We start from the raw sequence: 25,899 nt of genomic DNA on the forward strand, positions 1-25,899 counted from the left end.
GTCAGGACAATCTTGCAAGCAAGATTGTGAGACTGTTGACTTTTGCAACAGTCTCGTAATGGGGCGTAAGGGCTTATGCGCCCTGCTGCTCTTGGGTGCTGAGCATACCGCAGGCGGCGCTGATGTCTTCGCCACGGGAGGTGCGGATGGTGGTCGGTATGCCCGCCTCGCAGAGCCGATCGCGGAGCCACTCCATGCGGGTCATATCGGAGCTAGGCAGGTCGACGTGCGGGATGCGGTGGTAGCGGATCAGGTTGACGTGGCAGTCGAGCTGTGCGAGTAGACGCTTGAGAGCTGCGAGGTGGCGGGGCGTGTCGTTGAGCCCTGAGAAGACGATATACTCGAAGGTGAGACGACGCTGATGGCTCCAGTCGTAGTGTCGTAGGAGTGCCACCGTGTCGGCAAGGGGCATGGCGCGCTCTACGGGCATAATGGATAAACGCTCCTCCGGCAGTGGGTTGTGCAGGCTGATAGCCAGATGACAGGTGCACTCCTCCAAGAAACGCTCCAAGCCAGGGCGTAGGCCGATGGTCGAGACGGTGATGCGCTTAGGACTCATCGCCAGCCCCTGCGGATCGGTCAGACAGCGGATCACTTGTAGGAGCGTGTCTATATTGTCCATCGGTTCGCCCATCCCCATGAAGACGATGTTGGTCAACTCATTGACCTCAGGCACGGAGAGGATTTGGTTGAGGATTTCGCTTGCCGAGAGGTTAGCGCTGAAACCTTGCTTGCCCGTCATGCAGAAGAGGCAGTTCATCTTGCAGCCTCGCTGTGACGATACGCAGAGCGTGGCGCGGTCACCCTCGGGGATCATGACCGTCTCGACGAAGCCCCCACCAGCGGCAAAGAGATACTTGACCGTGCCGTCTCGTGAAGTCTGCTGAAGATGAGGTGCCGCACGGCCTATCTCGTAGTGCGAGGCGAGCAGAGCGCGCGCCTTCTTGCTCAGATTGGTCATCTCGTCCCACGAGGAGACATGCTTCTGGTAGAGCCAGTCGGCGATCTGCCGACCCGTGTATTTGGGCAGACCTAGGCCAACGGCTAGCTCCGTGAGCTGCGCAGGCGTCTTGCCGAGGATCTGGTGCGTTGCAGTCATGAGAAGGGGCGTATCAGACGAGGTCAAAGTCAAGCTGTCGCTGCTCTAGGTCGGCACGAGTGATGCGTACGGTGATCGGGTCGCCAAGGTTGTAGCGCTTGCCGGTGCGTCGTCCACGGAGGCGGTAGTTCTTCTCGTCGTACTCGAAGTAGTCGTCCTCGAGCTTGCGGATCGGTATGAGTCCCTCGCAGTGCGATCCCTTGAGCTCCACATAAAGGCCCCACTCGGCGACCCCGCTGATGACTCCGTCGAAGACTTGTCCTATGCGAGCCTTCATATACTCGACCTGCTTGTACTTGATCGAGTCACGCTCCGCCTGCGTAGCTATCTGCTCCTGCTCGCTGCAGTGCTGGCACTGCTCCTCGAGCTTGCCCTTTGTCACAGAGCGACCGCCTGCGTAGTAGCGCGTCAGGAGGCGGTGCACCATCAGGTCGGGGTAGCGACGAATGGGTGAGGTGAAGTGGGTGTAGAAAGCAAAGGAGAGTCCGTAGTGGCCGATGTTGTCAGGCGAGTACTCGGCACGAGTCATAGAGCGGATGGCGAGCGTCTCGATGAGGCTCTCCTCACGTTTGCCCTGGACGCTGTCGAGGAGCTTGTTGAAGGAGCGACTCACCTGACGATTTTCGCCACTGAGATTGACTTTGTAGCCAAACTTACCAGCAAAAGAGGCGAGCGCCATCAGCTTCTCTTCGCTAGGCTGTGCGTGGACACGGTAGACGAAGTTCTTCGCCTTCTTGCCCTTGGCACGAACCTGCCCGATGTCCTCAGCAACGGTGCGATTGGCCAGAAGCATAAACTCCTCGATGAGGTGGTGCGACTCATTGTCTATCACCTCCTCGACACCTGTGGGACGACCCTTGGGGTCTAGTACGAAGCGCACCTCTTGGCTCTGGAACTTGATCGCACCCTCGTCAAAGCGGCGCTTGCGCAACTGCTGGGAGAGCTCAAAGAGTGGCTGAATGATCGCCTGCTGGGTGTCACTGCGACCCTCGATCACATCCTGCGCCTCCTCGTAAGTCATGCGCTGATCGCTCCGGATCACCGTGCGACAGATGCGGTACTGCTGTACATGTGCTGCATTGTCTAGCGTGAGGATACAGGAGTAAGCGTACTTATCTTCGTTGGGACGGAGCGAACAGAGATTGTTGCACAGTGCCTCGGGGAGCATCGGGATGGTGCGGTCAACGAGGTAAACGCTGGTGCCACGTGCGTAAGCCTCCTCGTCAATCTTAGAGCCCTCGGTGACGAAGTAAGAAACATCGGCAATGTGCACGCCCACCTCGTGCCGGCCATCGCCGAGGTCACGGTAAGAGAGTGCATCGTCAAAGTCCTTAGCATCGGCAGGATCAATGGTGAGCGTCGGCACCTCGCGAAAGTCCTCTCGCTGTGCCAGCTGCTCTTGGGTTATCTCGCCCGAGAGTCGCTCTGCCTCGTCGATAGCAGCCTGTGGGTAGTCGTAGTCTATATTGTATTCGGTCAGTATGGCGCGCATCTCGGTGTCGTTGTCGCCCGCCTTGCCGAGAACCTTGAGGACACGTCCCGTGGGGATTTTGTCCGAGCTAGGCCACTCGGTGATAGCCACCTCTACCTTGGAGTCTCGCTGAGCACCGTTTAGTTCGCTGAGCGGGATCAGTATGTCGGTCGAGAGGGTGCGGTCTTCGGTGACGAAGATGGCCCAGTCCTTTTTGAATTCCAGTCGTCCGACGAAGGTATGCTTTGACCGCTCGATGATGTTGATCACCTCGCCCTCTAGGTCACCGCCCTGACGCTTAGCAAAGAGACGCGCCTGTACCCGGTCTCCGTTGAGCGCGTGCATAGAGTTGCGCTCAGCGATGAAGATGCTCTTGCCATCCTCGTCAGAGATAAATGCGTTGCGCCCGTTGGAGCGACGCTCGAAGGTGCCGAAGAGCAGAGCTCCCGAGAGATTATAGCGATAGGTGCCCGGCTTGACCCGTGTGAGCGTGTCGTCCAGCTCCAGCACCTCGAGGATGCGGCTGATGGACTGGCGCATCGGTTGCTCCGTGATGCCGAGTTGCTTGGAGACCTGCTTGTAGTTCCACGTGTGGGTTGGGTTTGTGGCAAAGAGCTTGACGACGGCTCGTGTTAGTTCGTCGAGGTTAAGCCGCTTCGCGCCGGAGCGTTTGGTAGGGTTCTTCTTGGGTGTGTTTTTCTTTCTAGATGGTTTCGTCATAATGGTTTGGTTAATGTGTGTGTATGCGTTGGTGTTTTACTGCTCTGGTCGGTAGGGTCCGCTGTGCTCGTCCTGGAGGATGCTCAGATAGCTCTTGTAGCGCGAGGGGGCGATGCGTCCCTCTTCGAGTGCCTTGAGGACAGCGCAGCCCGGCTCGTGGAGGTGCGTGCAATTGGCAAAGCGGCAGTCGCTCGAATAGGCAAAGAACTCACGAAAGAAGTGGCTCGTGTCCTCTTCGCTCATCTCTAGCGTGCCAAAAGCTTTGATCCCGGGAGTGTCGATGATCCAGCCTGAGTGCGGGCTCGGTAGCTGATACATCTCCGAGTAAGTAGTCGTGTGCTGCCCCGTCTCATAGAGCGAAGAGATAGCCTGCGTGGCTAGGTCTAGGTCGGGGATCAAACTGTTGAGTAGGGTCGACTTGCCGGTGCCTGAGTGCCCTGCGATGAGCGTGCACTTGCCATCGAGCAGCGACATGAGTGCGTCGGTGCCTTGATGTTGCAGTGCCGATATGGGGTGGCAGGGATAGCCCAGCGGGGTATAGATCTCGGTCAGTTCGCGCATCACCTCCTCCTCGTCGGGCTTGAGGTCGTCGACCTTGTTGATGAGGATCTCGGTGGGGATGCGGTACGCCTCTGCCGTGGCCAGGAAGCGATCGATGAATGTGTAGGAAGTGCGAGGGCGAGCGATGGTGACCATCAGGAGGGCTAGGTCAATGTTTGCCGCAAGGATGTGCGACTCCTTAGAGAGGTTGGTGGCGCGTCGTATGATGTAGTTGCGTCGTGGCTCGAGAGACTCTATATAGGAGACCTCCTGCTGTGGATCTGGCGTGAAGTGCACCCAGTCACCGACCACTACGGGGTTGGTGCTGCGAATGCCCTGGATGCGCAGCCTCCCTTTGATCAGGCAGGCGTAGACCCGATCCTCTTCGGGCACGTGCACTGCACAGTTATTGCCGATGACCTTGATGACTCTGCCTCGCATAGGGTAGGGGGAAATGGGGAAAATGTGAGCAAAGCCACAGCCCACAGCTTGAGAGGATGAAGGGGGCAGCCGATGCGGAAACTAGTCCCTCCGCTCCGCTTGCCAGCTCAGGCTGTAGGTGTGACTTGCATAAGGGTGAAATGTGATAGGGAGGGGTAGGGGAATTAGATCGTCATGATCTCTTTCTCCTTAGCCGCTAGCACCTCCTCGACACGAGCTATGTACTTGTCGTGGAGCTTCTGGGCTTCGTTTTCGGTTTGCTTGACCACATCCTCTGACAGATCCTCCGCTTTGAGAGCCTTCTTGGCAGCGTCGATAGCGTCACGGCGTGCGTTGCGAATGCTGATCTTCGCCTCCTCGCTCTCAGCCTTACACTGCTTGACCAGCTCCTTACGACGCTCCTCGGTGAGGGGTGGCATAGCGATGCGGATCATCTCGCCATTGTTCGTCGGTGTGATACCTAGGTTGGAGTCGAGGATACCCTTCTCGATATCTTTGATGAGCTTCTTGTCCCACGGTGTGATAGCGAGCGTACGTGCATCGGGTACAGTCACTGTCGCAACCTGGTTGAGAGGCATCGGCGCCCCATAAGCCTCGACGGTAATGTCGTCTAGTAGGACAGGATTGGCCTTGCCCGCACGTATGCGGTCTAGCTTGTCCTGAAGAAATTCGACAGCTTTGAGCATAGACTGCTCAGCCGGTTTGGTAAATTGGCTTGTACTCATATTTCGTTGTGATTGGTTTCTAGGTTATTGATTAGGAAACGATAGACCCTATCTCTTCGCCACGCATCACACGAGCCAGATTGCCCGTCGTGTCCATGTCAAAGACGATGATCGGCAGATGGTTCTCTTGACAAAGTGTCATAGCGGTCAGGTCCATGATCTTGAGCCCACGGTCGTACACCTCTTGGTAGGTGAGACGAGAGAGCTTGGTCGCTGAGGGGTCGCGCTCAGGATCGGCCGTGTAGATGCCGTCGACGCGGGTCCCCTTGAGCATAATGTCAGCTTGTAGCTCTATGCCACGGAGTGCTGAGGCAGAGTCTGTGGTAAAGAACGGATTGCCCGTTCCCCCAGCGACGAAGACAATATGCCCCTGAGCCAACAGTTGGCGAGCTGTGAGCGCATCGTAGTAGCGCGCGTAAGGCTCCATCGGTGTACTGGTCATGACGACCGCCCGAGGTGTGCCTTGTATAGAGGGGCACTGCGCATTGATCGCCGCACTGATGGCGAGCGCATTGATGACCGTGGCGAGCATGCCCATACGGTCGCCCGACACACGATCTAGTCCTTCGGCAGAGCCTGCCATGCCTCGGAATATGTTGCCACCGCCCACGACGATCGCCACCTCGACGCCCATATCGCTGATCTCGATGATCTGCGAGGCGTAGTCGTGGAGGCGTGTCGTGTCGATGCCTTGCTTGGAGCCAGCCGCAAGCGACTCGCCGCTGAGCTTGAGTAGTACTCGTTTGTATTGAGCCATAATGGTCTTATCTCATTGTATCCTCTACAAAGATAGACAAAAAGTGCTTAGCAGTAAAGCGAAGCGGTAAGGCGAGCGCACTTTTAGCTTGCCTCACCTAATCAACTGAGACTATAAAACAGAATATCCACGTGGGAAAGCTGTTGGCTGTTAGCTAGTGCTACTAGAAACACTAGAGCCACTAGCCTCCCCTCTCTAACCTCTAATCTCCAACCTCTATTTACATATCTTTACGGGGAGTTTCATCCGATTCCCTCCCTTCTCGAATATCCACGTGGAAAATCTCAAATCTCCACGTGGATATTTTTTATTTTCCACGTGGGCGTCAAACAATTCCTCCGAAGTTTCATTTGATTCCTCCGAAGATTTTTTTCTTCCCCACGTGGGAAATAAAAAATATCCACGTGGAGATTTCAAAATATCCACGTGGAAATCGATTTTCCCCGACACAGCACCATATCAATATGTAGTCGGGTCTAAATTATTGTAATAAGCCGGCGTTGGATTTCTCTAGCTGAGCTGATGCATTACAATCGCTCTGTCAGGAACTACACATATCCCTTCTAGAAATAAATCGTGTTTTTCAGCACCTCAAAATAGGGCTTATCCGTTGCTCTGCTGGAGCTGCTGGTCGTGTCGGCGCAAGAGGTAGAGGAGCCAGCCCCCGTAGAGTAGGTGGTAGAGTGCGATGACTAGGTAGTAGGTGGAGACGGTCTCGGCGAAGGGTGCGCGCAAGACGTAGATAAGTAGCACCAGGAGGGCAACCTGCAGGAAGAGGTTGAGCAGTTGGATCTGTAGGTGCGCTCTTTGCCGCCCGATGATGTCGGGGATGACGTTGATGATGGAGGTGAAGAAGAAGACGAACAGGTAAACGAGCATAGCGCGTATGATCTCTGTGCAGGCTGCGTACTCGGGAGCTAAGAGCCAGCGAACTAGATAAGGCATAGCCCACCAGAGAATTAAGAGCGTGGGGATGCCTGCCACGAGCGTTAGCATGAGCAGCGGGCGGACGAGCGGTCGCCAGGGTGCCTGCGCGTGGTGTGCTACGGAGAGACGGTTGAAGTAGACCTGACTGACGCTGTCTGCGATGAGCTGTACGGGACGGCGTGCCAGCATCGTTGCCATAGTGACTAGTCCTATCTCGACGGTGGTGTAGCCTAGCGGTAGCATGAGGATCAGGATTGACCCGAGGAGGGTGGTGATGGCTGCCTGAGGAAGGCTAAAGAGGGGAAAGGCTCTGTACTTGCGAGCCACTTGCCCTAGCTCTCTGCGACTGCTGGGGCTATTGGTTTGTCGGCTGTGCTTCAGGGGTCGCAGGAGTGGAATGATCGCGAGCAATGTCGAGGCTATTTGGGCGCCCCACAAGCTCCAGACGGAGGGGGAGAAGAGTCCGAAGCCCACTTTGAGTCCATTATTGCCCAATCCTTGCACTGCTTTGCTGGTGGCGATACGCTTGAACTGTCCTAGGCTTAGCGCGTAGTTGCTGAGTGTAGCGCACAGTCCCAAGGTGCAGACGACGGGTGGAATAAGCCAGAGCTTGCCCTGCAGGGTAGCGTAGCGGGTGATGCCGATCCACGGCTCGAAGGCTAGGGTGAGGGCGAATAGGGCGAGCGTCACTAGAGCTGTAATCCATAGGGTGAGACGTAGTAAGTGGTCTCGCTCTAAGGGTTCTTGACAGACTACGATAGCCTGATCGTAGCGTCCCCCCACGGCGATGCTGAGCAGCGTGGCGATGGAGAGGATGAGTGCTAGGTCGCCTAGCGTGTCTGGTGTGTATAGTCTACTGACCCATGGTAAGAGAAGTAGGGCTATCAGCTGTACCCCGACACCGACAGAGAGGAGTAGACCGCTGTCGGCTAGTATGGAGCGTAGTGATCGGGGCACTTTCACAGCTTTAGTATAGATCGAGGACGGCTAGGAGCAGATAGACGGCTGGCACCGCTAGGAGCAGGCTGTCTATGCGATCTAGGATGCCTCCGTGACCTGGGATGAGCTTGCCCGAGTCCTTGACGCCAGCCTGACGCTTGAGACTGCTCTCGAAGAGGTCGCCGATGGTGCCGAAGATGGCGACCACCGCAGCGATGAGCAAGATGCGTAGCCAGCTTAGCTCGGGGAATAAGAGCAGACGCAAGACGACTGCTGAGAGGAGTACGAGGAGGAGACCTCCGATGGAGCCTTCGACGCTTTTCTTTGGAGAGATGCTTGGTGCCAGTCTTCTTTTGCCCCAACGTGAGCCGACGAGGTATGCGCCCGTGTCATTGACCCATATAAAGATGAAGATGGCGAGGAGGAGCAGCCCGTTGTACTGCGTCATGGAGGAGAAGGGGTCGACCACAAGCGTTAGTCTGATGGTCAGCGCAAGGGGAACGGCTATGTAGAGCTGGCCTATGACACTGTTGCCGAGGCTCGGGAGCATAGCCTGATGTGGAAGGAATGTGGAGCGACAGACCACATAAAGTAGGTAGAGCAGGTAAGGGAGGAAGATGCCTATGCCGTGACTGATCGCCATGCCATACTGCGCCGTGGCGTAGAGGAGCCAGACGGCGGCTGCGCAGTCGAGTACGATGCGGAAGATGTAGGGGCGGTTGACGCCGGTGAGTCGGTTGAACTCGATGATCCCTGCCACCGCAAAGACGGAGAGCAAGATCCACAATCCCCAGACCATGGAGAGTACTAAGACCAGCACAATCAGTGCTACGTAGACAGTGCCCGATATAAGGCGAGTGGTAAAGGTCGACATGGTAGCGTTGTATTCAGTGATTGTCGTGTGTTACGTAGAGCTTAATAAGTTAGTCGGACAGAGATGCTCAGCGAGTGAGTATCTCTGCCCGACTTCTAGATAGGACTATTCGTCACTTGTAGGCTCCTCATCGTTTTTCTCATCTGAGGGAGCGGGGGTAGGCTGATCCTCCTCCTTTTTAATATAGGGCGGAGGGGTGGCACTAGCGAGTCGCTTAGCGCGCGCTGCCTCGTTGAGCGCATCCAGCTCGTCCGAGTGAGAGACCCACTGACGCTTGCCGAGGATCGTCTCCACATCTTCCGTGTAGATCACCTCACGCTCTAGGAGTAGCTGCGCTAACTGGTGATGCTGCTCGGCATACTGTGTCAGGATCTCCTTGGCACGGGCATACTGTGTAGCGATGAGCTTGGAGACCTCCTGATCGATGATGACTGCCGTCTCCTCACTGTACGGCTTCTGGAAGTTATAGCCATCGCTCTGCGAGTCAGCGTAGTTGAGGTTGGGCAGCTTGTCACTCATACCGTAGTAGGTGATCATAGCGTAGGCGATCTTAGTGACACGCTCTAGGTCGTTGGCGGCGCCTGTCGAGATGCGATCGAGGAATAGCTCCTCCGCAGCGCGACCGCCCAGCAGCGAGCAGAGCTCGTCGAGGAGTACCTGCGTGTGGGTGATCTGCCGCTCCTCAGGCATATACCAAGCGGCGCCAAGTGCCTTGCCACGAGGCACGATGGTGACCTTAACCAAGGGATTGCCATACTCCGTCATCCAGCTGATGGTGGCGTGACCCGCCTCATGGATGGCTATGCTGCGACGCTCGTCCTCGGTGATGATCTTGTTCTTCTTCTCCAGACCTCCGATGATACGATCCACGGCATCCATGAAGTCTTGCTTTTCGATCGCCTGCTTGTCGTGGCGGGCCGCTATGAGCGCCGCTTCGTTGCAGACGTTTGCTATGTCTGCTCCCGAGAAGCCTGGCGTCTGTCGTGCCAGCTGATCCACCGATACGTCTGGGCCTAGCTTGAGCCCCTTCATGTGTACGAGGAAGATCTCCTTGCGGTCGTTCAGGTCGGGTAGGTCTACGTAGATCTGACGGTCGAAGCGACCGGCACGTAGGAGAGCCTTGTCGAGGATGTCCACACGGTTCGTCGCTGCGAGGATGATCACGCCGCTATTGCCGTCGAAGCCGTCCATCTCGGTGAGGAGCTGGTTGAGCGTGTTCTCTCGCTCGTCATTACTGCTGAAGCCGGCGTTCTTGCTTCGCGCACGCCCCACAGCATCGATCTCGTCGATGAAGATGATACAGGGCGACTTCTCCTTAGCTTGCTTGAAGAGGTCACGGACGCGTGAAGCTCCCACACCGACGAACATCTCCACGAAGTCTGAACCAGAGATTGAGAAGAACGGCACATGCGCCTCGCCAGCGACCGCCTTCGCAAAGAGCGTCTTACCAGTGCCTGGAGGGCCCACGAGGAGCGCTCCCTTGGGAATCTTACCGCCCAGCTTGGTGTACTTGTCGGGGTTCTTGAGGAACTCGACAATCTCCTGTAGCTCCTGCTTAGCTTCGTGCAGTCCCGCCACATCGTCAAAGGTGACGTGCGACTCATTCTTGTCATAAAGCTTAGCCTTGGACTTGCCGACGTTAAAGACTCCGCCGGGACCACCGTTCTTGCCTCCGGGGCCAGCACTCATGCGACGGAAGATCCATATCCAGAAGACAACAACCAGAATCAGCGGTAGCCAGTTGGCTAGCATGAGCCAAAAGTTCATGCTGTCGGTCTTATACTTGACATCTATGGCGATGTTTTCCTTCTCGATAAACTCGTCAAAGCGGTCGACCGAGGGAGGCATACACTTGACCTGATACTGAACCTTGGTAATGCGAAAAGGAAAGCCCCGTTGCTCCAGATTCTGTAGCTCTTGCTCGCTGTAGACCATGCTCACCTTCTTGGGATTGAGCGTAGCGACAGCGACCCCCTTGGTGCGGTTGACCTCCACCTTGGTAGCGACCTCCTTGCGGAGCAATTGCTGAAACTCCGTCCAGTCCACCTCCTTATTATTAGTAGGCTGCTCGGACGGTAAGAAGAAGAGTATCGCCAATATAAATATAGTCGACAGGTAGAGCCACATCGGATTAAAGCGACGCTTGCCACGCCGCGGATCCGATCCCTGCGGGTTAGGTGTGGGAGTACCTAGGGGACGTTTCATCTGTTTATTCATCAATAGAGTTCTTTCTAGTTCATCTCTCAAAAAGCGTACCACAGCCTACCTCGCAGATCTATTGGCACACCTTTGCTCGCAAAGGTACAAAATAACCCTGTAGAGACTTTGCGCCTCAGCGGGGTGCTTGTTAGAGCTTTAGGAGAGGAAGCCGAGGAGGACGCCCGCAGCTACGGCAGAGCCGATGACGCCTGCCACATTAGGACCCATCGCATGCATCAGCAGGTAGTTCGTTCGGTCGTACTTGACGCCCTCGATCTGCGATATGCGCGCCGAGTCAGGAACAGCCGATACACCCGCATTGCCGATCAGCGGATTGATCTTGTTGCCCTCCTTGAGGAAGAGGTTCATCAATTTGACAAAGAGTACCCCCGAGCAGGTGGCTATGATAAAGGAGAGCGCACCGAGCATAAAGATCTTCACCGAGTCGAGCGTAAGGAAGTGCGTCGCCTGCGTCGAGGCTCCTACCGTCACACCGAGGAGGATCGTGACGATGTCGATGAGTGGCTCACGCGCTGTACGAGCTAGACGGTCGCAGACGCCACTCTCCTTGAGGATATTGCCGAAGAAAAGCATCCCCAGCAGAGGTAGACCAGAGGGTACGAGGAATCCCGTCAAGAGAAGTCCGAAGATAGGGAAGAGGATACGCTCTATACGAGACACCTTGCGGGGTGGCTTCATACGTATGCGTCGCTCCTTATTAGTTGTCAGTAGACGCATGAAGGGCGGCTGTATGATCGGCACCAGAGCCATGTAGGAGTAGGCCGAGACCGCGATAGCACCGAGTAGGTCGGGAGCTAGCTTCGACGAGAGGAAGATAGCCGTCGGGCCATCAGCACCTCCGATGATACCGATAGCACCCGCAGCGTTTGGCTCGAAGCCTAGCTGCAAGGCGATCATATAGGCGCCAAAAATGCCAAACTGCGCAGCCGCACCTATCAGCATTAGCTTAGGATTGGAGATCAGCGCCGAGAAGTCCGTCATCGCCCCGATGCCGAGGAAGATCAGTGGCGGGTACCACCCCTGCCGTACCCCCTGGTAGAGGATGTTGAGGACAGATCCCTCCTCATAGATACCGATCTGCAAGCCTGCATCCTTAAAGGGGATATTGCCGATCAGCATACCAAAGCCAATGGGGATCAAGAGTAGCGGCTCGAACCTAAAGCGTATGCCTAGGAAGATAAATAGAGCACCGACCAATATCATAATCACGTGACCTGTCGTCACATTGGCAAAGCCGGTGTAAGTAGAGAAGATCTCTATATTCTCAACAAGGAAGTTCCAGAAATTCATAAGGCTATCTTGTTAATCGCTTAGGTCTAGTGTTACGCTTTCAATCGCTTACAGTCCACTGTAGGACGCATCATCTGTGTCTTATCACTCCACGGCTGATAAGGCAGCGTGCGGGGACGTATGGTCAGTTGTCCGGGTGCCTCGCCACCGCCCATTTCCAGCTCGCTCGTCAGAGCCAGTGAGATGGCGACAGCCACGAGCGGGTCTTCAGTCGTGCTGGCTACCTTCGTAGGCTCTTGGTGCAGTCGACTATCTAGACTCTCCTTGCGCTCCTCAATACGCATCGCCACGATTCCGACCAGCTTATAGGCCAAGAAGAGGATCAGTAGCCCCGAGAAGACCACCAGCATAGCGGTGATGGTCATCACAAAGCCATTAGGATCGGCCTCCTGTAGGCGGTCTATCTTCTCATTTTTGTCCTTGACCACATTGTTGGAGCCAGGCGTCGTGTGCTGCGTGATATGCCAAGCCTCGGCAGCTACAACTGTACGCACCCCGTCATCGATACGAGCGTAAGAGTTGTTGGCGGGGATCGCTGCTGGCACCTCTACCTCATCGATGATGGTGCTCCCATCGTTGCTTATCAAAGCTAGATAGTGCGGAGTGTCAGATGCTAACGTAAAGTTCAGGTGGAAGGTGCCTCGTAGCGGCATCTCATCAGCAAAGAAGACAACACTCTGCCGTGGCTTAATAGCTGTCAGCACATCCCCCTTAGGGATCATATATTTCTTAAGATTTTGCGGATCATCAGTCAGGAAGCAGCCCGCTAGGTCTATCGACCCCGCAGAGGAGTTGTAGATCTCGATCCAAGGGCTACGCTTCCCGTAGCTGTCTATGTAGTTGTCTACATTATCTATCATCACCTCATTGATCCTTGCCGCCGTGACACTCTGTGCTGAGAGCGGAAGGGAGGCCCATAGGGTGGCTATGGTAGAGAGCAGTAGTAGCCTCTGTAAGGCAGGTAGTGTGACTCGTTGCATAAGCTCACATATATATCGCTAAGATTAGACTGCCAAAGTTACGCTTTCTCTGGCAAAGTACGAGCATTTCGAAATATTTCTAGATCTCCATGTGCCCATTTGAAGATCTCTAGTGGAAGATCGACTCATGAGCCTTGCAAAATCGAGGATTGCCCTGGGAGGCTGTGTTTTTTTCGTTTCGAGCTGTCGATGTCTTTGTTTTTTATACCTTTGCGCAATGCAATTGACTAACAAAACTACTTGCTTATGAATTACTCGCTACTCGGTCGGTCACGAATGCTGACCATGGCACTATGCTTACTGCTCTGTGGCGTGGTGCAGATCTTTGCACGCCCACTACGAGAGCAAGAGGCTCGGCTGCTCGCAGAGCAGTTTTTTCAAAAGAACACGCAGATGCAGCAACTGCGCTCTGCTGAGCTAACCCTTGTGTCGGCACCCGCTTGCCCTTCTAATGGGTACGAACTAAAGTCGACAGGTGAGCCTGCTCGCTACTATTACGTATATAATAGGGGTGAGAATCGTGGTTTCGTGATCGTCTCCGGTGATGATCGCCTAGCTCCTTATATAGGCTATGCTACGACGGGATCCTTCTCCGTTGAGTCGATGCCAGACAACCTCGCTGCCTTTCTGAAGGCTTGTCAGCAACGTATCGATGAGCTGACTGGGCAGGTAGGACTGCAGACACGCTTGGCTCCGACGCTACCGATGGCTGGAGAGCCCGCAGAGGTACTCCCGCTACTAGGTGGCATCAAGTGGGATCAGTCTGCTCCGTGGAACTCAGAGACCCCAGTAGATAGCAAGGGCAAGCACATGCCCGTGGGCTGTGTCGCTACCGCCTACGCTCAGGTGATGCGCTACTATCAGTGGCCTGACAAGGGGCATGGCGAGAAAAAGTACAGAGAGCCGTATAAGAAGCGCACACATGATGTAAACTTTGGAGAGACGACCTACGAATGGGCGAATATGCCAGAGGCTTTTGCAGACGTTACGACCGCTACGGAGGCCCAAAAGAAGGCTCTAGGCACGCTCTGCTATCATGCAGGTGTTGCTATCGAGACAGACTATGATCCAGTAGCTAGTGGTAGCTTCGCACCGAAGATCGTCACAGCCCTCCGCAGCTACTTCCGCTATGACAAGCAAGTGACCTTCAAGAGACGTGTCAACTATACCCAGCCTGAGTGGGACAAGATGATGCGTGCAGAGCTAGCTGCTCAGCGCCCTGTCGTATACTGTGGTACCGGTACAGGCGGTGGACACGCATTCGTCTGCGATGGCTACAACGACGAGGGGCTCTATCATATCAACTGGGGCTGGAGCGGAGAGGCTGATGGCTACTTTAACCTCAACTTCCTACAGCCCGACGAACTAGGTATCGGTGGTGGCTTTGGTGGTGGCTTTAGCATGGAGCAGGGCGCTGTGATAGGCATTAAGCCTGATCGTAATGACACCTCTAAGGATACCGAGCTGCCCCTCCTGACCACACGCAAGTTTACTATGCACCTCCGCGCAGGAGGATCAAAGATCCAGATGGCAGATGCCAACTACTCTGTATGGATGAGCGACGCTCCTATAACGAATGATGAGGGCGAAGTCGAGTATAGCTACTACGGCTTTACGACCTTTGGGGCTGTCAAGCTAGGCACGACCGATACAGTTTATATGGATGAGTTTGCCAAGACTAGAATTTTGGGCGGTCTCTATGACCTCTCCTCCGAGTTCCAGTTTGATCTAGACATTACGAAGTACCTCTCTGATGGTACGTGGGACTTCTTCATAGTCTATCAACTCACCCTACCTGATGGCAAGAAGGTCTGGAGACCTTGCGCTATGGATGTACGCGAGGGCAATAATGAGAATGGTAAGGGACGTCACACCTTTACCATCAAAAGGGTCGCACCTAGTGGCTGGACTGCCGAGGAGGACCTGACACACCCCTTCGCTCAGCTTGAGATGGTAGAGGACAGTGCTCAGGCTACGCTCAAGGCTTATGAGAAGAGCACAGTCTCACTCAAACTCAAGAACACGGGCCGTGGAGAGTTCTTCAGACCACTCTACCTCGAGATCAAGCCTGAGGGCGGTGAGTGGCGTGCTTACTCTGATATCCTACCCGCCATACAGGTTGGGGAGACGCAAGAGGTGACCTACCAGGCAGAGCGCTGCCCCTACGCCGAGGGTACTGTCTCTCTCCGTGTCGCCTACCAGACGGAGGATATGGGCAGGATGCAGTACTTCGACCTACCCGATGTCACCGTTAATCCTTCGACGGATATCAGACCAGCATTCGTCATCGAGCCAGCCTCTAAGACTGACCCTATGGAGGCTGAGAGAGGTACAGGACTATTCTCATCAATCCGTGTCAAGTATGTAGGCACCACAGCTCCCACGCATCCGGTGAAGTGTCGCTACATCCTAGAGTATGGCCCAGAGAAGGTCTGGACAGATCTAATGCCTATCGATGTCACAGTAGGAGGTGAACAGGTACTCACGCCTGAGCTGCCAGAGCTACTGAAGAGGCTCGCTGTCGCAGGTGGCAATGAGTTCAAGCTGACGATGAGCTTCTTTGAGGTTCCTGACGTTGGCCGCAAGAAGCGCCTGCCTATCCTGGAGGATCCTATCATTATTGTAACCTGCAAGAAGGGCACTTTCCCAGTCACTCAGAAGATCGAGGGCCCTGGTACGATATCCTTCAAGGGTGCTGCCGATCTCAATGCGGTGCTAGAGGGAACTCTGCTGACTGTCATCGCTAAGCCTGATGAGGGCAATGCTCTGCTCTCGCTCGAAGCTAATGGGCGGAACATCCTCGCTACAAAGAGCTTTAGAGTCACCTCTCCCACTGAGGTCAAGGCTGTCTTTGGCAAGCTCAAGACCTATAAGGTGACCCTCAAGAGCAATGATAACGAGTATGGCGCGATCAACCTCAAGGAAGCTGTTAATCCCGACGCAGTGCCTGAGGGTACCAAGCTACACATTGAGGTACGCCCCAACGCCCAGTGCGAGCTAACAAAGCTTATGGCCAATGATGAAGATATCACGGAGACCAAGAGCTTTGCTGTCACGAAGGATACGGAGATCGTGGCAACCTTTGTAAACTACTCAAGCGTCGAGAGCGTCGCAGCACAGCAGCTACGCCTCTATCCTAATCCAGCACGTGACTACGTCCTCCTCGAGGGTATCCCTGCGGGAGCTACGGTAGCTATCTACTCGCTGGAGGGACAGCTGATCTATCAGGCAGAGGCTGCTAGCGATACGCTACGCATCAGCCTAACACAGCTACAGGAGGGCACCTACATACTACGAGTAGGTGACGAGACACGTCGTCTCATCGTCCGTCGATAGCTTATATATAAGGTAGTAACTAACCTTAGATCTTAGTACAAGAGGAGGCTCTGTAGTCGATACTTACAGAGCCTCCTCTTGTTATGTACGACAAGTTGTGAGGTGGTATCCGTCCTCACGAGACTATTGCAAAAGTCAAGAGTCTCCTAACACGTGACCTTTACGCCTAAAATGGTGCTACCGAATTGATAAAGATTGCTGTTGGTCTTGCTGTATCATTGTTTTTTCGTAACTTGCCCCTGTTTTCGAGAGCCGACGCTTGTTCGCCTATCTCGAGCATTGTATACGGATTTGGAAATCACATAGATAGAGTTTAGATAGTACTAAGCAATAACATTATATGGTCAGAAAACTACTAATTACCGCAGGGCTAATTATGGCGATGAGTGGACTCTCGCTACAAGTATCAGCCCAGACAGTCGATCTCTCCAATCAAGGAGATGGGGGAGTAAAGGAACCCTCCTACAGCTCTCGTCACGAGCTCAGGACAGGTCGACAGCTGATGTCGCAAGACTTCAAAGCTACAGACACACGTACGATCTACGCCACCAAGGAGGGGTTCTACGTGCGCTTTGTCAGCGAAGAGAACAAGACCGTTGAGATCGCACCCGCACAGGGTCCTGATGACCGTCTTAAGGAGGGCGTTTACTACAAGGATGTCGTCATCCCTGAGATCCTCAATGTCAAGAAGGCTAAGGATGAGGTGGTCCCCTGCACCGTCGTTGCTGTGGGACAGGCTGCTTTTGCAACTAATGAGGTCTACACAGTGAAGTATCCGTCCACTTGCAAAGAGCTTAAGGATAGAGTCTTCCGTCTAGCTACGCTCACGGAGTGTGTCATCCCCGATCAGATTGAGAAGATCGGCGACAATGTGTTTATGGATTGCTTGAAAGCCACCAAGGTGGAGATTGGCAAGGGTCTTAAGACGATGGGCAAGGCGCCCTTTATGAACTGCCAAAACCTCGCAACTATTACGGTATCTCCCGACAACACGATCCTCAAGGCTCAAGACAACATCCTATACAGTAAGGATATGACGAAGGTCTATCTCTGCCCTCCTGAGCTTAGGACGGCTAAGATCGTACTACCTAATACGGTAAAGGAGATAGAGGACTTCGCCTTCCTAAGCTGTATCTATATCAAGGAGCTCGTCCTCAACGAAGGTTTGGAGCGAATAGGTGAAGAGGGCCTCTACAACTGTGCTTGGCTAGAGCAGCTGACTATCCCTGCCTCCCTACGGGAGATCGGTCCTATGGCTCTCACACTACTCAAGAAGTGTGAGAAGATTACGGTCGCAGAGGGCAATAAAACCTTTGAGGTTAAGTCAGACGGTGTCAATGAGGGTAAGCTACTGATCAATAAGACTAAGAACTCGCTCGTTCTTTGTCTCTACAAGGGGACGAAAGATGTCACCGTGCCAGAGGGTATTACGGAGATCGAGCCTTTTGCCTTCCTATCTTGTCGCTGGACGGAGTCGCTCAAGCTCCCCGCATCTGTCGATAGTATAGGGTATACAGCCTTTTCAGATATGAGGATCTCTGAGATTGAGATCCCCGAGAAGGTTCGGGTGATACCACCTTACTGCATCAGCGACTGCGCTAAGCTCTCGAAGATCACTCTTGGTAAGAACGTCGTACTAGTCGAGGATCAAGCATTCGCTGGCAACGACTTGCTGGAGACAAAGGGTGGCACGCTACAGATACTTGCTGTCACACCTCCAGCTGTAGGCAAGGATAATGATGGCACAGTCTATGACATGGGTGAAGACTTCTATAGAAATGTCGTACTAGAGGTCCCCAAGGAGGCTAGAGAGGCTTATCAGAATGATATCAACTGGAGCCTATTCTACCAAATCTATCCAGTAGGCAATGAGCTCGTCCAGCCTGTGTCGCCTCTACAGATCAGCGTAGCAGGAGGCCTCCTCTCTATCGTCGCTCCTGAGGTAGCTCCGATCGCTATCTATACACTCGATGGCCAGGTCGTCTACACGACCTCTGCACTAGAGACTCAGCTCGCACTGCCTGCAGGTCTCTACATGGTTACCTACGGCACGCAAGCTACTAAGGTGCTTGTCGACTAAACATATAGCACTGTAGAGACGCTCGGACTCACCGCAGAACTCTCTGCCCGAGGCGGGTGCCTCTACAGAGCTACCCTCTAGATAAAACTAACTAACTATATAAGGATTATGAAGTCAAAACTACTCCTTCTCCTCACGCTCTTGGGCGTGTTAGGGCTGACGGCACCTCGAGCTTTTGCTCAGGACCCCGAGCCAGCCATTGGTAAGATTACCATTGTCACAGCACTCAATGTCGGTGATAACATGAATATCATCGTCACGGGGCCCGATGGTACCGGCCAAAACATCGATATGAAGGGTGTTAAGCCCGTACAAGTCGAGGGCGGTAAGATAGCCTATGAGATCACGGAGAAGCCTGTCGTTATAACGGGTGACATCCGCACCTTTGAGTGCACCATGTCTCAGGTCAAATCTCTGAAGTTTGAGAACTGTGTCAACCTCACCGATCTCATCTGCGGTACTAACATCATAGACTTCCTAGACCTGACTGGACTGTCAGCTCTAGAGTCTCTGAACTGTACCTCTTCAAATATCAACACGATCAAGCTCGATGGCTGTGTCAATTTGAAGGAAATCAAGGCTGATGGCAATAAGCTCAAGAGCATCAACCTGACAGCAGCTCCTAAGCTAGAGACGGTCTCACTACCTATCAATCAGCTGACGGAGATCAATCTAGACGGTCTCTCTTGCAAGTCTGTAGACCTCTCTGCCAATAGCCTCAGAACTTTGGACTTGTCTAAGACTAAGGGGCTCGAGTACATCTCTATCTCAGCGAACCCTATTGTCTCAATTAACCTAACAGGCTGTACGTCTCTCCAGAAGCTGAGTGCTAAGACGACCAGCCTCTCAGAGATAGACCTCTCTGGTCTCACGGCTCTTACGGAGGCAGACCTGCACAAAGGACAGCTCACTAAGATTACATTCAAAGACAACGCAAATCTCAAGGATGTTGATCTGAGTGAGAATAAGCTCAAAGTGGCCGACTTCACTGGCTGTCCTATGCTATCTAACCTTAGTCTCAATGGTAACCAGCTGGAGGAGCTGACTCTCAAGGATATGAGAAGTCTGACTGACATCAACCTGAGATACAACAAGCTCACTAAGTTCTCTATTGCGAACTGCCCAAGACTCAAGAGTCTCGTCCTCAGTGACAACCTCCTCACCTCTGCAGATCTAACTGGAGGTAAGCTCAGACTACAGGATGTATATGTAGATGGCAACCAGCTGACGACACTAGATGTAACAGGCTTTGCTAGTCTTGCTACACTCAGTGCTGGTAGGAACCAGCTCACCGAGGTGAAGCTAGAGGGATGTAGTGCGCTTCGCTATCTAGATCTCTCTGAGAATAACTTCTCTACTCTAAAGTTCCCCACACTCCCCGCACTCGGCGAGGTTTATATCCAGAACAACAGCATCAAGGGCGACGCTATGAAGGAGCTTATGAGCTCGCTGCCTCATAAGGATAGCTCTGAGCCAGGTTCATACGCTGGCAGTATCTATGCTGTCGAGACACGTAGCGACAAGGAGCAGAACATCTGCCTCAAGGAGCACGTCAAGATCGCTCACGACCTAGGCTGGGGCGTATACGACCATCGCACTTGGAGCAACTATGATGGTGCTGCCGTCTGCAAGGTTACGACCAAGACTATCGGCGAGGGTGGCTCTATCAAGGTAAATGGTCAGATCGAGTTGCCCGAGGTTTACACAGACACTAAGGTCGTAATCACTGCTGACAATCAGGAGGGATACGCTCTTAAGACGCTTAACAAAGTCCTCAAGGGAGACACCGTCAACATCTTCAACGATCGCTACTTCTATGCTTCCGACGCTGATGTTGAGGTGGTCGCTACCTTTACCAACGACATCTGCAAGGTTGTCCTGAAGAAACTCGGCCAGGGTGTCCTCAAGCTCAAGGGTGATGGTCTCGATACGAGGGGCCTACCTCGTGGTATGGAGCTAGAGGTCGTCGCTGGTGCTGATGAGTACGCAGACTGGCAGCTTGGTGCTCTTACGATAAGAAAGCTCAAGACCGGAGGTAAGCCTATCAACATTATGGGCTCCAAGACCTTTACTCTAGAAGAGGATACAGAGGTCTTTGCTGAGTATCAGAAAGATGGCGTGGAGCCAGGTGATACAGCTGTATGGGATGGCGAGAAGTGGCTCGGAGTCATCATGCCTACCGTACCAAGCTCTGAGCAGGCTGAGCTCTATCCTAACCCCGCTACAGACTTTGTCACCATCGCTGGCGCACAGCCTGCTACGACGGTCAATGTCTACACGCTCTCAGGCGCACTAGTCGGTAGCTACGCTACCAGCCGTGAGGGTTATGTAGAGCTTACAGTAGCAGACCTTCCCGAGGGTACCTACATTGTCTTGATCGGCAATGATCCTCGCAAGCTGATCATACGTCGTTGATGACAGGGACGACTCTATAATTATAAGGTGCAGTGTGGACGCGCAGTAATGTTGTCGCTCCACACTGTATCTTATGTTTGGGTCGTGACTAGACTCTATAGTTACATCTAATCAAACAAAGCACAGTTTACACCGCTTTATGAATCATTCATTTATATCCAAACTACTAGCTGTCGGCCTCGTAGCCCTCTCTTGGGTTGGAGGGCTTGTGGCACAGCAGTCCTTTGGAGGCGTACCAGCTGGCTTCACAGCCTCCACGACTGAGCTACGCTCTGCGGGGAGTACGCCTGTCGTTCGCGTCCTCCCTGAGTTCAACGTCCAGGACTTCAAGACAGCACGACAGTGGAACAAGGGGCAGGTACAGTTCAAGACCCTCACCATCGGTCGTGTCGTAGAGACCTCTATCGACTTCGCACGGCAGGCTCAGGCTATCGAGCTGGAGCTTGGCAAGGTGATCTATCGTCTGCGCATCTCCTCTCCAGGAGCACAAGCTATGACGCTCCTCTATGATGACTTCTTCATTCCTAACGATGGAGGCCGTCTCTATATCTATACCCCTGATCGCTCCGTCCTCTTAGGCGCTTATACCTACGAGACGCATCCCAAGCACGGAGGCTTTGCCAATGAGCCTCTCAATGGCGATGAGGTAATTATGGAGTATGAGCCAGGACGTACGGGAGCGATGCCTACGCTACTCGTCTCTGGTGTCGGCTACATCTACGATGCTAAGGTAGACAACAAGACCAATAAGCTCCGTAGCATCTTCTACCCTGGTGAGGATGAGAGTGGAGACCCGATCCCTCAGATTGGCATCAACTGCCCTGAGGGAGCTGACTGGCAGGCTGAGAAGACTGGTGTATGCCAGCTCATCATGTATGACTATCCCTATATCAGCCTCTGCTCGGGCAACTTGCTGAACAATACCAACCAAGACTTTCGCCCCTTTATCCTCTCCGCTGCACACTGTATCTCTCTGAGCGACAGGCAGGAGGTAAAGCAGGAGGATCTAGACAAGTGGACCTTTGTCTTCCACTATGAGAAGCCTACCTGTAGTGACGGCTCTCTAGCACTCAATCGTGGTAAGTCTATCGTTGGCTGTGATGTCCGTACGTTCCTACCCTTCTTGGGTATGAGCGATGGTCTACTCCTCGAGGCACACACACAGGTGCCCGAGAACTATCGCGTCTACTACAACGGTTGGGATCGCTGGTCTATGACACCTAAGACCCCAGTCGTAGGCATACACCACCCGATGGGCGATGCTAAGAAGATCTCCATCGCAGATGGTCCTATCCGTCTAAGCACCTGGGATACGGGCGATGGCGAGGCTGGAGAGAAGAATGCTCACTTTGAGTTTCACTATACCCAGGGAGCTACCGAGGGTGGTTCTTCAGGCTCTTCACTCTTTAGTGCTGAGCACCTAGTCGTGGGCACCCTCACGGGTGGTCGTACAGAGGGCAATGACTTCTACGGACGTCTCAAGTTCCACTGGGATCACTTTAAGAAGAATGACACAATCGACTGCATGGACATCTACCTAGATCCTAAGGATGGGGGACTGGCTCGCCAGCTAGAGGGTACGTGGCGTAATGGGCTGAAGCCCCTACAGCCTGTATCTGACCTCAAGGTGCAGGTGACCAATACGGAGGCGCAGCTATCCTGGGCAGCCATTGACAAGAGCACGATCCCCGCTGAGTGGAAGGTCTCTTACCGCATCTATCGCAACGGAACCTTTGTCCAGGAGGTTACCGACAATAAGTTTACAGAGTCTCGGGAGGTCGCTCTAGGAGACAAGGCTCGTGAGGGCTCTGTTGTCTATGGTGTACAGGTACGCTATGACTATGGTGGCAAGACGCTACCCGATGATGGACATAATGAGGGTGCAGCATACACCTATGGCGAGTCTGATCTCATCGAGCAGGGCGCTTACTGGGGCAATGCTGTACACACGATGACTGCTATCCCTAAGGCTAGTAGCAATGGTGTCTTGGTTACTTGGAGTGAGCCTGCAAATCTTCAGGAGGTCTCTCTCTTTGGTTATCCCGATCCTGACAAGATGGAGTTCATCTCCTACCAGCATCCTAAGGTTGAGCTCAATAGCAGTCGCTACTCTACGCCCAACCGCTACAACCTGACGGTGCGTATCGCTAGTGATCGCTTTGTAGGAGAGGCTAGCCCGACGCTCTATGCCGTGCGCCTCATCCCCGATACGCAACTTAATTTCCCCGAGCCTGAGAAAGCACAGCGCTACACGATCATCCTGCGCAATGGCATTGAGCGTAACGACATGCTGGGAGGTATGGCTGGTGTGATCTATGAGCAGTCCTTCAACGTGCCAGAAGACTGGCAGCCTGGTCAGTGGGTTACGGTGCTCCTAGACAAGCCCTTCAAGATCGACCCGATGAAGGATCTCTTCATCGGCTACGGCATCCCCAACAAGGACAACGCTGCAGGAGTCGTCTGTGTCAAGAACACCAACGATGCACTACGTCCTTATCTAGATGGCTTCCTTCTCATCAACCAGCTGATGATCCCATACCCCGAGGGCAAGTTCAAGGGCTCTACACCTCCTGAGGAGTATCACGCTATGCGCTTCGTCTTTGCTCCTTCTGATCGTGTAGAGAAGCTCGAGGAGTTCGACTGTTTTGCCAAGGGCAAGGTACCCGTACCATTCCCCAAGGTCAAGAGCTACAAGCTCCTCAAGAACGGCAAGGTCATCGCTGAGGGTCTCACTGCCAATGATTATCAAGATCCAACGGGCAGTATGACCGACAGCTACACCGTCGAGGTCGTCTATGAGAATGGTGGTGCTTACGCTCCTGTAGGGGTCAGCGAGGTAGAGCGCAGTCTCGAGCCTATCGCTTATCCTACGCAGCTCGACGCTACGGCGCAGCTATACGTAGAGAACAGTGCTGAGGTGCTGACGCTCCGCGTCCTGACCGTAGATGGTGCTAACGTGATGCAGATTGATCAGCCAGGACACGTTGTAGATCTCTCTACGCTACCTGCTGGTCGCTACGTTGTCGTGATGCAGACGGCTGCTGGTACCTTCACACAGTACATCACCAAGTAAAGCCACTCCACGAGACCATAACGTCGTAAGACTTTAAGTCTCATCACGGGTCTAGCGCGACCCAGCAGACTAGGCGCGCACGACCCCATTATCTATAGATAGAAGCGTGGTAAGGACAGAGATCCTTATCACGCTTCTGTATGTATGACGGGCATGTCATACATCTGTGGTGAAAGTCCACACGGGGCGTAGTTGCCAACGAACCCCATAGCGACTTGCAAGTTTCAAGGGGTGACCCTTGGGAGAGAAGAAGCAATAGCGAATTCGTGGCCTGACGAACAGAAACCTAATACTAAGGCGTATCAAGCGGACAAGCTGGCAAAAGGCAGTAAAGTTCCCAAAGGCAACCGTAACCTTGATGCGTAAATTAGGCAGGTAAACGATGAAAGATGTATGACTTATCCCGCGAGGCCTCGGCAGTCCTCAAGGATAGTAACAACGAATGTCGAGGAGTCAGCAGAGGTCGAAGTAGCCGTTCTCGCGCAGAACAAGGCGAAGGGCCGAATAATTCGTAACGTTAATCAAGAATGTATGTTCCGATGTCTTTGCTGACGAGTGGCAACGGTCAAAACGTCAATGCGATCGCCCACATAGAGCTAAGCACTTATGTATCGGAAGCGGAAATTAAGAAAGACGGAAGATGAAACTAATCGAACAGATACTCGCCAAGAATAACGTGCGCGAGGCACTCAATCGCGTTGTGAGCAACAAGGGCGCCTCGGGTATAGACGGGATGAAAGTCGAGGAACTCCGCGACTACATGAACGCCAACTGGACGAGTATCAAGCAGTCCATCCTAGAGCGTAGGTACAAACCAGCCCCCGTACGGAGGGTTGAGATACCTAAGCCCAATGGAGGCGTACGCAAGCTCGGTATCCCGACAGTTGTCGACCGCACCCTCCAACAATCGATTGTCCAAGTCCTCACGCCCATCTTCGAGGCAGAGTTCCAAGAGAACAGCTACGGCTTCCGCCCCGGCAGGAGCTGTGAGCAAGCCGTTCAGAAGCTTTTGGAATACCTCAACGAGGGAGCGGAGTGGATAGTTGACATAGACTTGGAGAAGTTCTTCGACAATGTTCCACAAGACAAATTGATGAGTTATGTAGGTCGTGTGATCCATGACCCAGACACCGAAAGTCTGATACGTAAGTATCTGAAATCGGGCGTAATGGAAAATGGTCTTTACGAAGCCACAGAACTCGGCACGCCCCAAGGTGGCAATTTGTCCCCCTTGTTGAGCAATGTAATGCTCAACGAGCTAGATAAGGAATTGGTCAGACGGGGTCTGCGCTATGTTCGATACGCAGACGACTGCGTCATAGCAGTCGGAAGTGAAGCAAGTGCCAAACGAGTGATGCACTCTGTCACCCAATGGATAGAGCGTGTCCTCGGGCTTAAGGTCAATGCCACGAAGACGCACGTCTGTCGATCGAGCAAACTTAAGTACCTCGGTTTTGGATTTTACAAATCCCCTCAGACCAAGCAATGGACGGCAAGACCTCACGAGGACTCCGTAGCGAAGTTTGTTAGGAAACTGAAGAAACTATGCAAACGCTCGTGGAGTATTTCCATGACTGCCCGCATCACAATGCTGAACAGAGTGATACGTGGATGGATCAACTACTTTGCCATTGGAGCCATGAAAGGCAAGATGGTAGGGATAGACGAACATCTGCGCACGATGCTACGTAAGGTGATATGGAAGCAATGGAAGACACCTCGAAAGCGAGCCTGGGGGCTACGCAAGCTTGGTATCTGCAACGACTTAGCCAAGCTCACCTCCTACAGCGGAGACCGCTACGAATGGGTGGTGAGACGTACATGCGTGGTACGAGCTATATCGAAAGATGTGCTAGCCCGCAGAGGCCTCGAAAGCTGTTTGGACTACTATGCGATTAGACACTCTTTGAAAACGAATTAAACCGCCGTATGCCGAACGGCACGTACGGTGGTGTGAGAGGAAAGGAAACGAAAGTAGGTCAGAAAACTTTCGTTTCCCGACCTACTCGATT

Annotated in this window: 15 protein-coding genes; 5 read left to right on the top strand and 10 right to left on the bottom strand. The window is 53.5% G+C overall.

Features of this window, described 5'->3' with window-relative positions; translation table 11 throughout:
- Positions 1–73 precede the first annotated feature (73 nt).
- From rlmN to RDM37_RS06535, 10 genes are all read right to left on the bottom strand, one after another.
- Positions 74–1,099: a 23S rRNA (adenine(2503)-C(2))-methyltransferase RlmN gene (gene rlmN, locus RDM37_RS06490; RefSeq protein WP_308556027.1), complete on the bottom strand. Its 1,026-nt coding sequence runs from the start codon at positions 1,097–1,099 to the stop codon at positions 74–76.
- Between the two features lie 13 nt (positions 1,100–1,112).
- Entirely contained in the window at positions 1,113–3,290 is a 2,178-nt protein-coding gene (rnr, locus tag RDM37_RS06495; RefSeq protein WP_308556029.1) for a ribonuclease R, read from the bottom strand.
- Between the two features lie 36 nt (positions 3,291–3,326).
- Complete coding sequence (gene rsgA / locus RDM37_RS06500; protein ID WP_308556031.1) at positions 3,327–4,271, bottom strand: ribosome small subunit-dependent GTPase A; 945 nt, start codon at positions 4,269–4,271, stop codon at positions 3,327–3,329.
- 164 nt (positions 4,272–4,435) lie between these two features.
- A complete protein-coding gene (gene frr, locus RDM37_RS06505) occupies positions 4,436–4,996 on the bottom strand; it encodes a ribosome recycling factor (protein ID WP_308556033.1) in 561 nt (186 codons plus the stop codon).
- Between the two features lie 31 nt (positions 4,997–5,027).
- Positions 5,028–5,753, bottom strand: coding sequence for a UMP kinase (pyrH, locus tag RDM37_RS06510; RefSeq protein WP_308556036.1), 726 nt, complete (start codon positions 5,751–5,753; stop codon positions 5,028–5,030).
- A 603-nt stretch (positions 5,754–6,356) separates the two neighbouring features.
- Entirely contained in the window at positions 6,357–7,643 is a 1,287-nt protein-coding gene (locus tag RDM37_RS06515) for a lipopolysaccharide biosynthesis protein (protein WP_308556038.1), read from the bottom strand.
- A 4-nt stretch (positions 7,644–7,647) separates the two neighbouring features.
- A complete protein-coding gene (locus tag RDM37_RS06520; RefSeq protein ID WP_308556040.1) occupies positions 7,648–8,493 on the bottom strand; it encodes a phosphatidate cytidylyltransferase in 846 nt (281 codons plus the stop codon).
- Between the two features lie 105 nt (positions 8,494–8,598).
- On the bottom strand, positions 8,599–10,698 hold the full coding sequence (ftsH, locus tag RDM37_RS06525) for an ATP-dependent zinc metalloprotease FtsH (RefSeq protein ID WP_308556042.1): 2,100 nt from the start codon (positions 10,696–10,698) through the stop codon (positions 8,599–8,601).
- 150 nt (positions 10,699–10,848) lie between these two features.
- Complete coding sequence (locus tag RDM37_RS06530; protein WP_308556044.1) at positions 10,849–12,003, bottom strand: sodium ion-translocating decarboxylase subunit beta; 1,155 nt, start codon at positions 12,001–12,003, stop codon at positions 10,849–10,851.
- Positions 12,004–12,035: 32 nt separating this feature from the next.
- Positions 12,036–12,983, bottom strand: coding sequence for an OadG family transporter subunit (locus RDM37_RS06535; RefSeq protein ID WP_308556046.1), 948 nt, complete (start codon positions 12,981–12,983; stop codon positions 12,036–12,038).
- A gap of 246 nt (positions 12,984–13,229) precedes the next feature.
- Between RDM37_RS06535 and RDM37_RS06540 the strand changes: the two genes are divergently transcribed.
- From RDM37_RS06540 to ltrA, 5 genes are all read left to right on the top strand, one after another.
- Positions 13,230–16,319, top strand: a complete 3,090-nt coding sequence (locus RDM37_RS06540; protein WP_308556048.1) for a thiol protease/hemagglutinin PrtT — start codon at positions 13,230–13,232, stop codon at positions 16,317–16,319.
- A gap of 340 nt (positions 16,320–16,659) precedes the next feature.
- Complete coding sequence (locus RDM37_RS06545) at positions 16,660–18,399, top strand: leucine-rich repeat domain-containing protein (protein WP_308556050.1); 1,740 nt, start codon at positions 16,660–16,662, stop codon at positions 18,397–18,399.
- 108 nt (positions 18,400–18,507) lie between these two features.
- Positions 18,508–20,814: a T9SS type A sorting domain-containing protein gene (locus tag RDM37_RS06550; protein ID WP_308556052.1), complete on the top strand. Its 2,307-nt coding sequence runs from the start codon at positions 18,508–18,510 to the stop codon at positions 20,812–20,814.
- A 139-nt stretch (positions 20,815–20,953) separates the two neighbouring features.
- Positions 20,954–23,887 carry a T9SS type A sorting domain-containing protein gene (locus RDM37_RS06555; protein ID WP_308556054.1) on the top strand — a complete coding sequence of 978 codons (2,934 nt, stop codon included), beginning with the start codon at positions 20,954–20,956 and terminating at the stop codon, positions 23,885–23,887.
- Between the two features lie 640 nt (positions 23,888–24,527).
- The gene (ltrA, locus tag RDM37_RS06560; protein WP_308556056.1) at positions 24,528–25,808 is read left to right on the top strand and encodes a group II intron reverse transcriptase/maturase; all 1,281 of its coding nucleotides are present in this window, start codon (positions 24,528–24,530) and stop codon (positions 25,806–25,808) included.
- Positions 25,809–25,899: the final 91 nt, after the last annotated feature.

This window comes from uncultured Porphyromonas sp. (assembly GCF_902489635.1).
GTDB lineage: Bacteria > Bacteroidota > Bacteroidia > Bacteroidales > Porphyromonadaceae > Porphyromonas.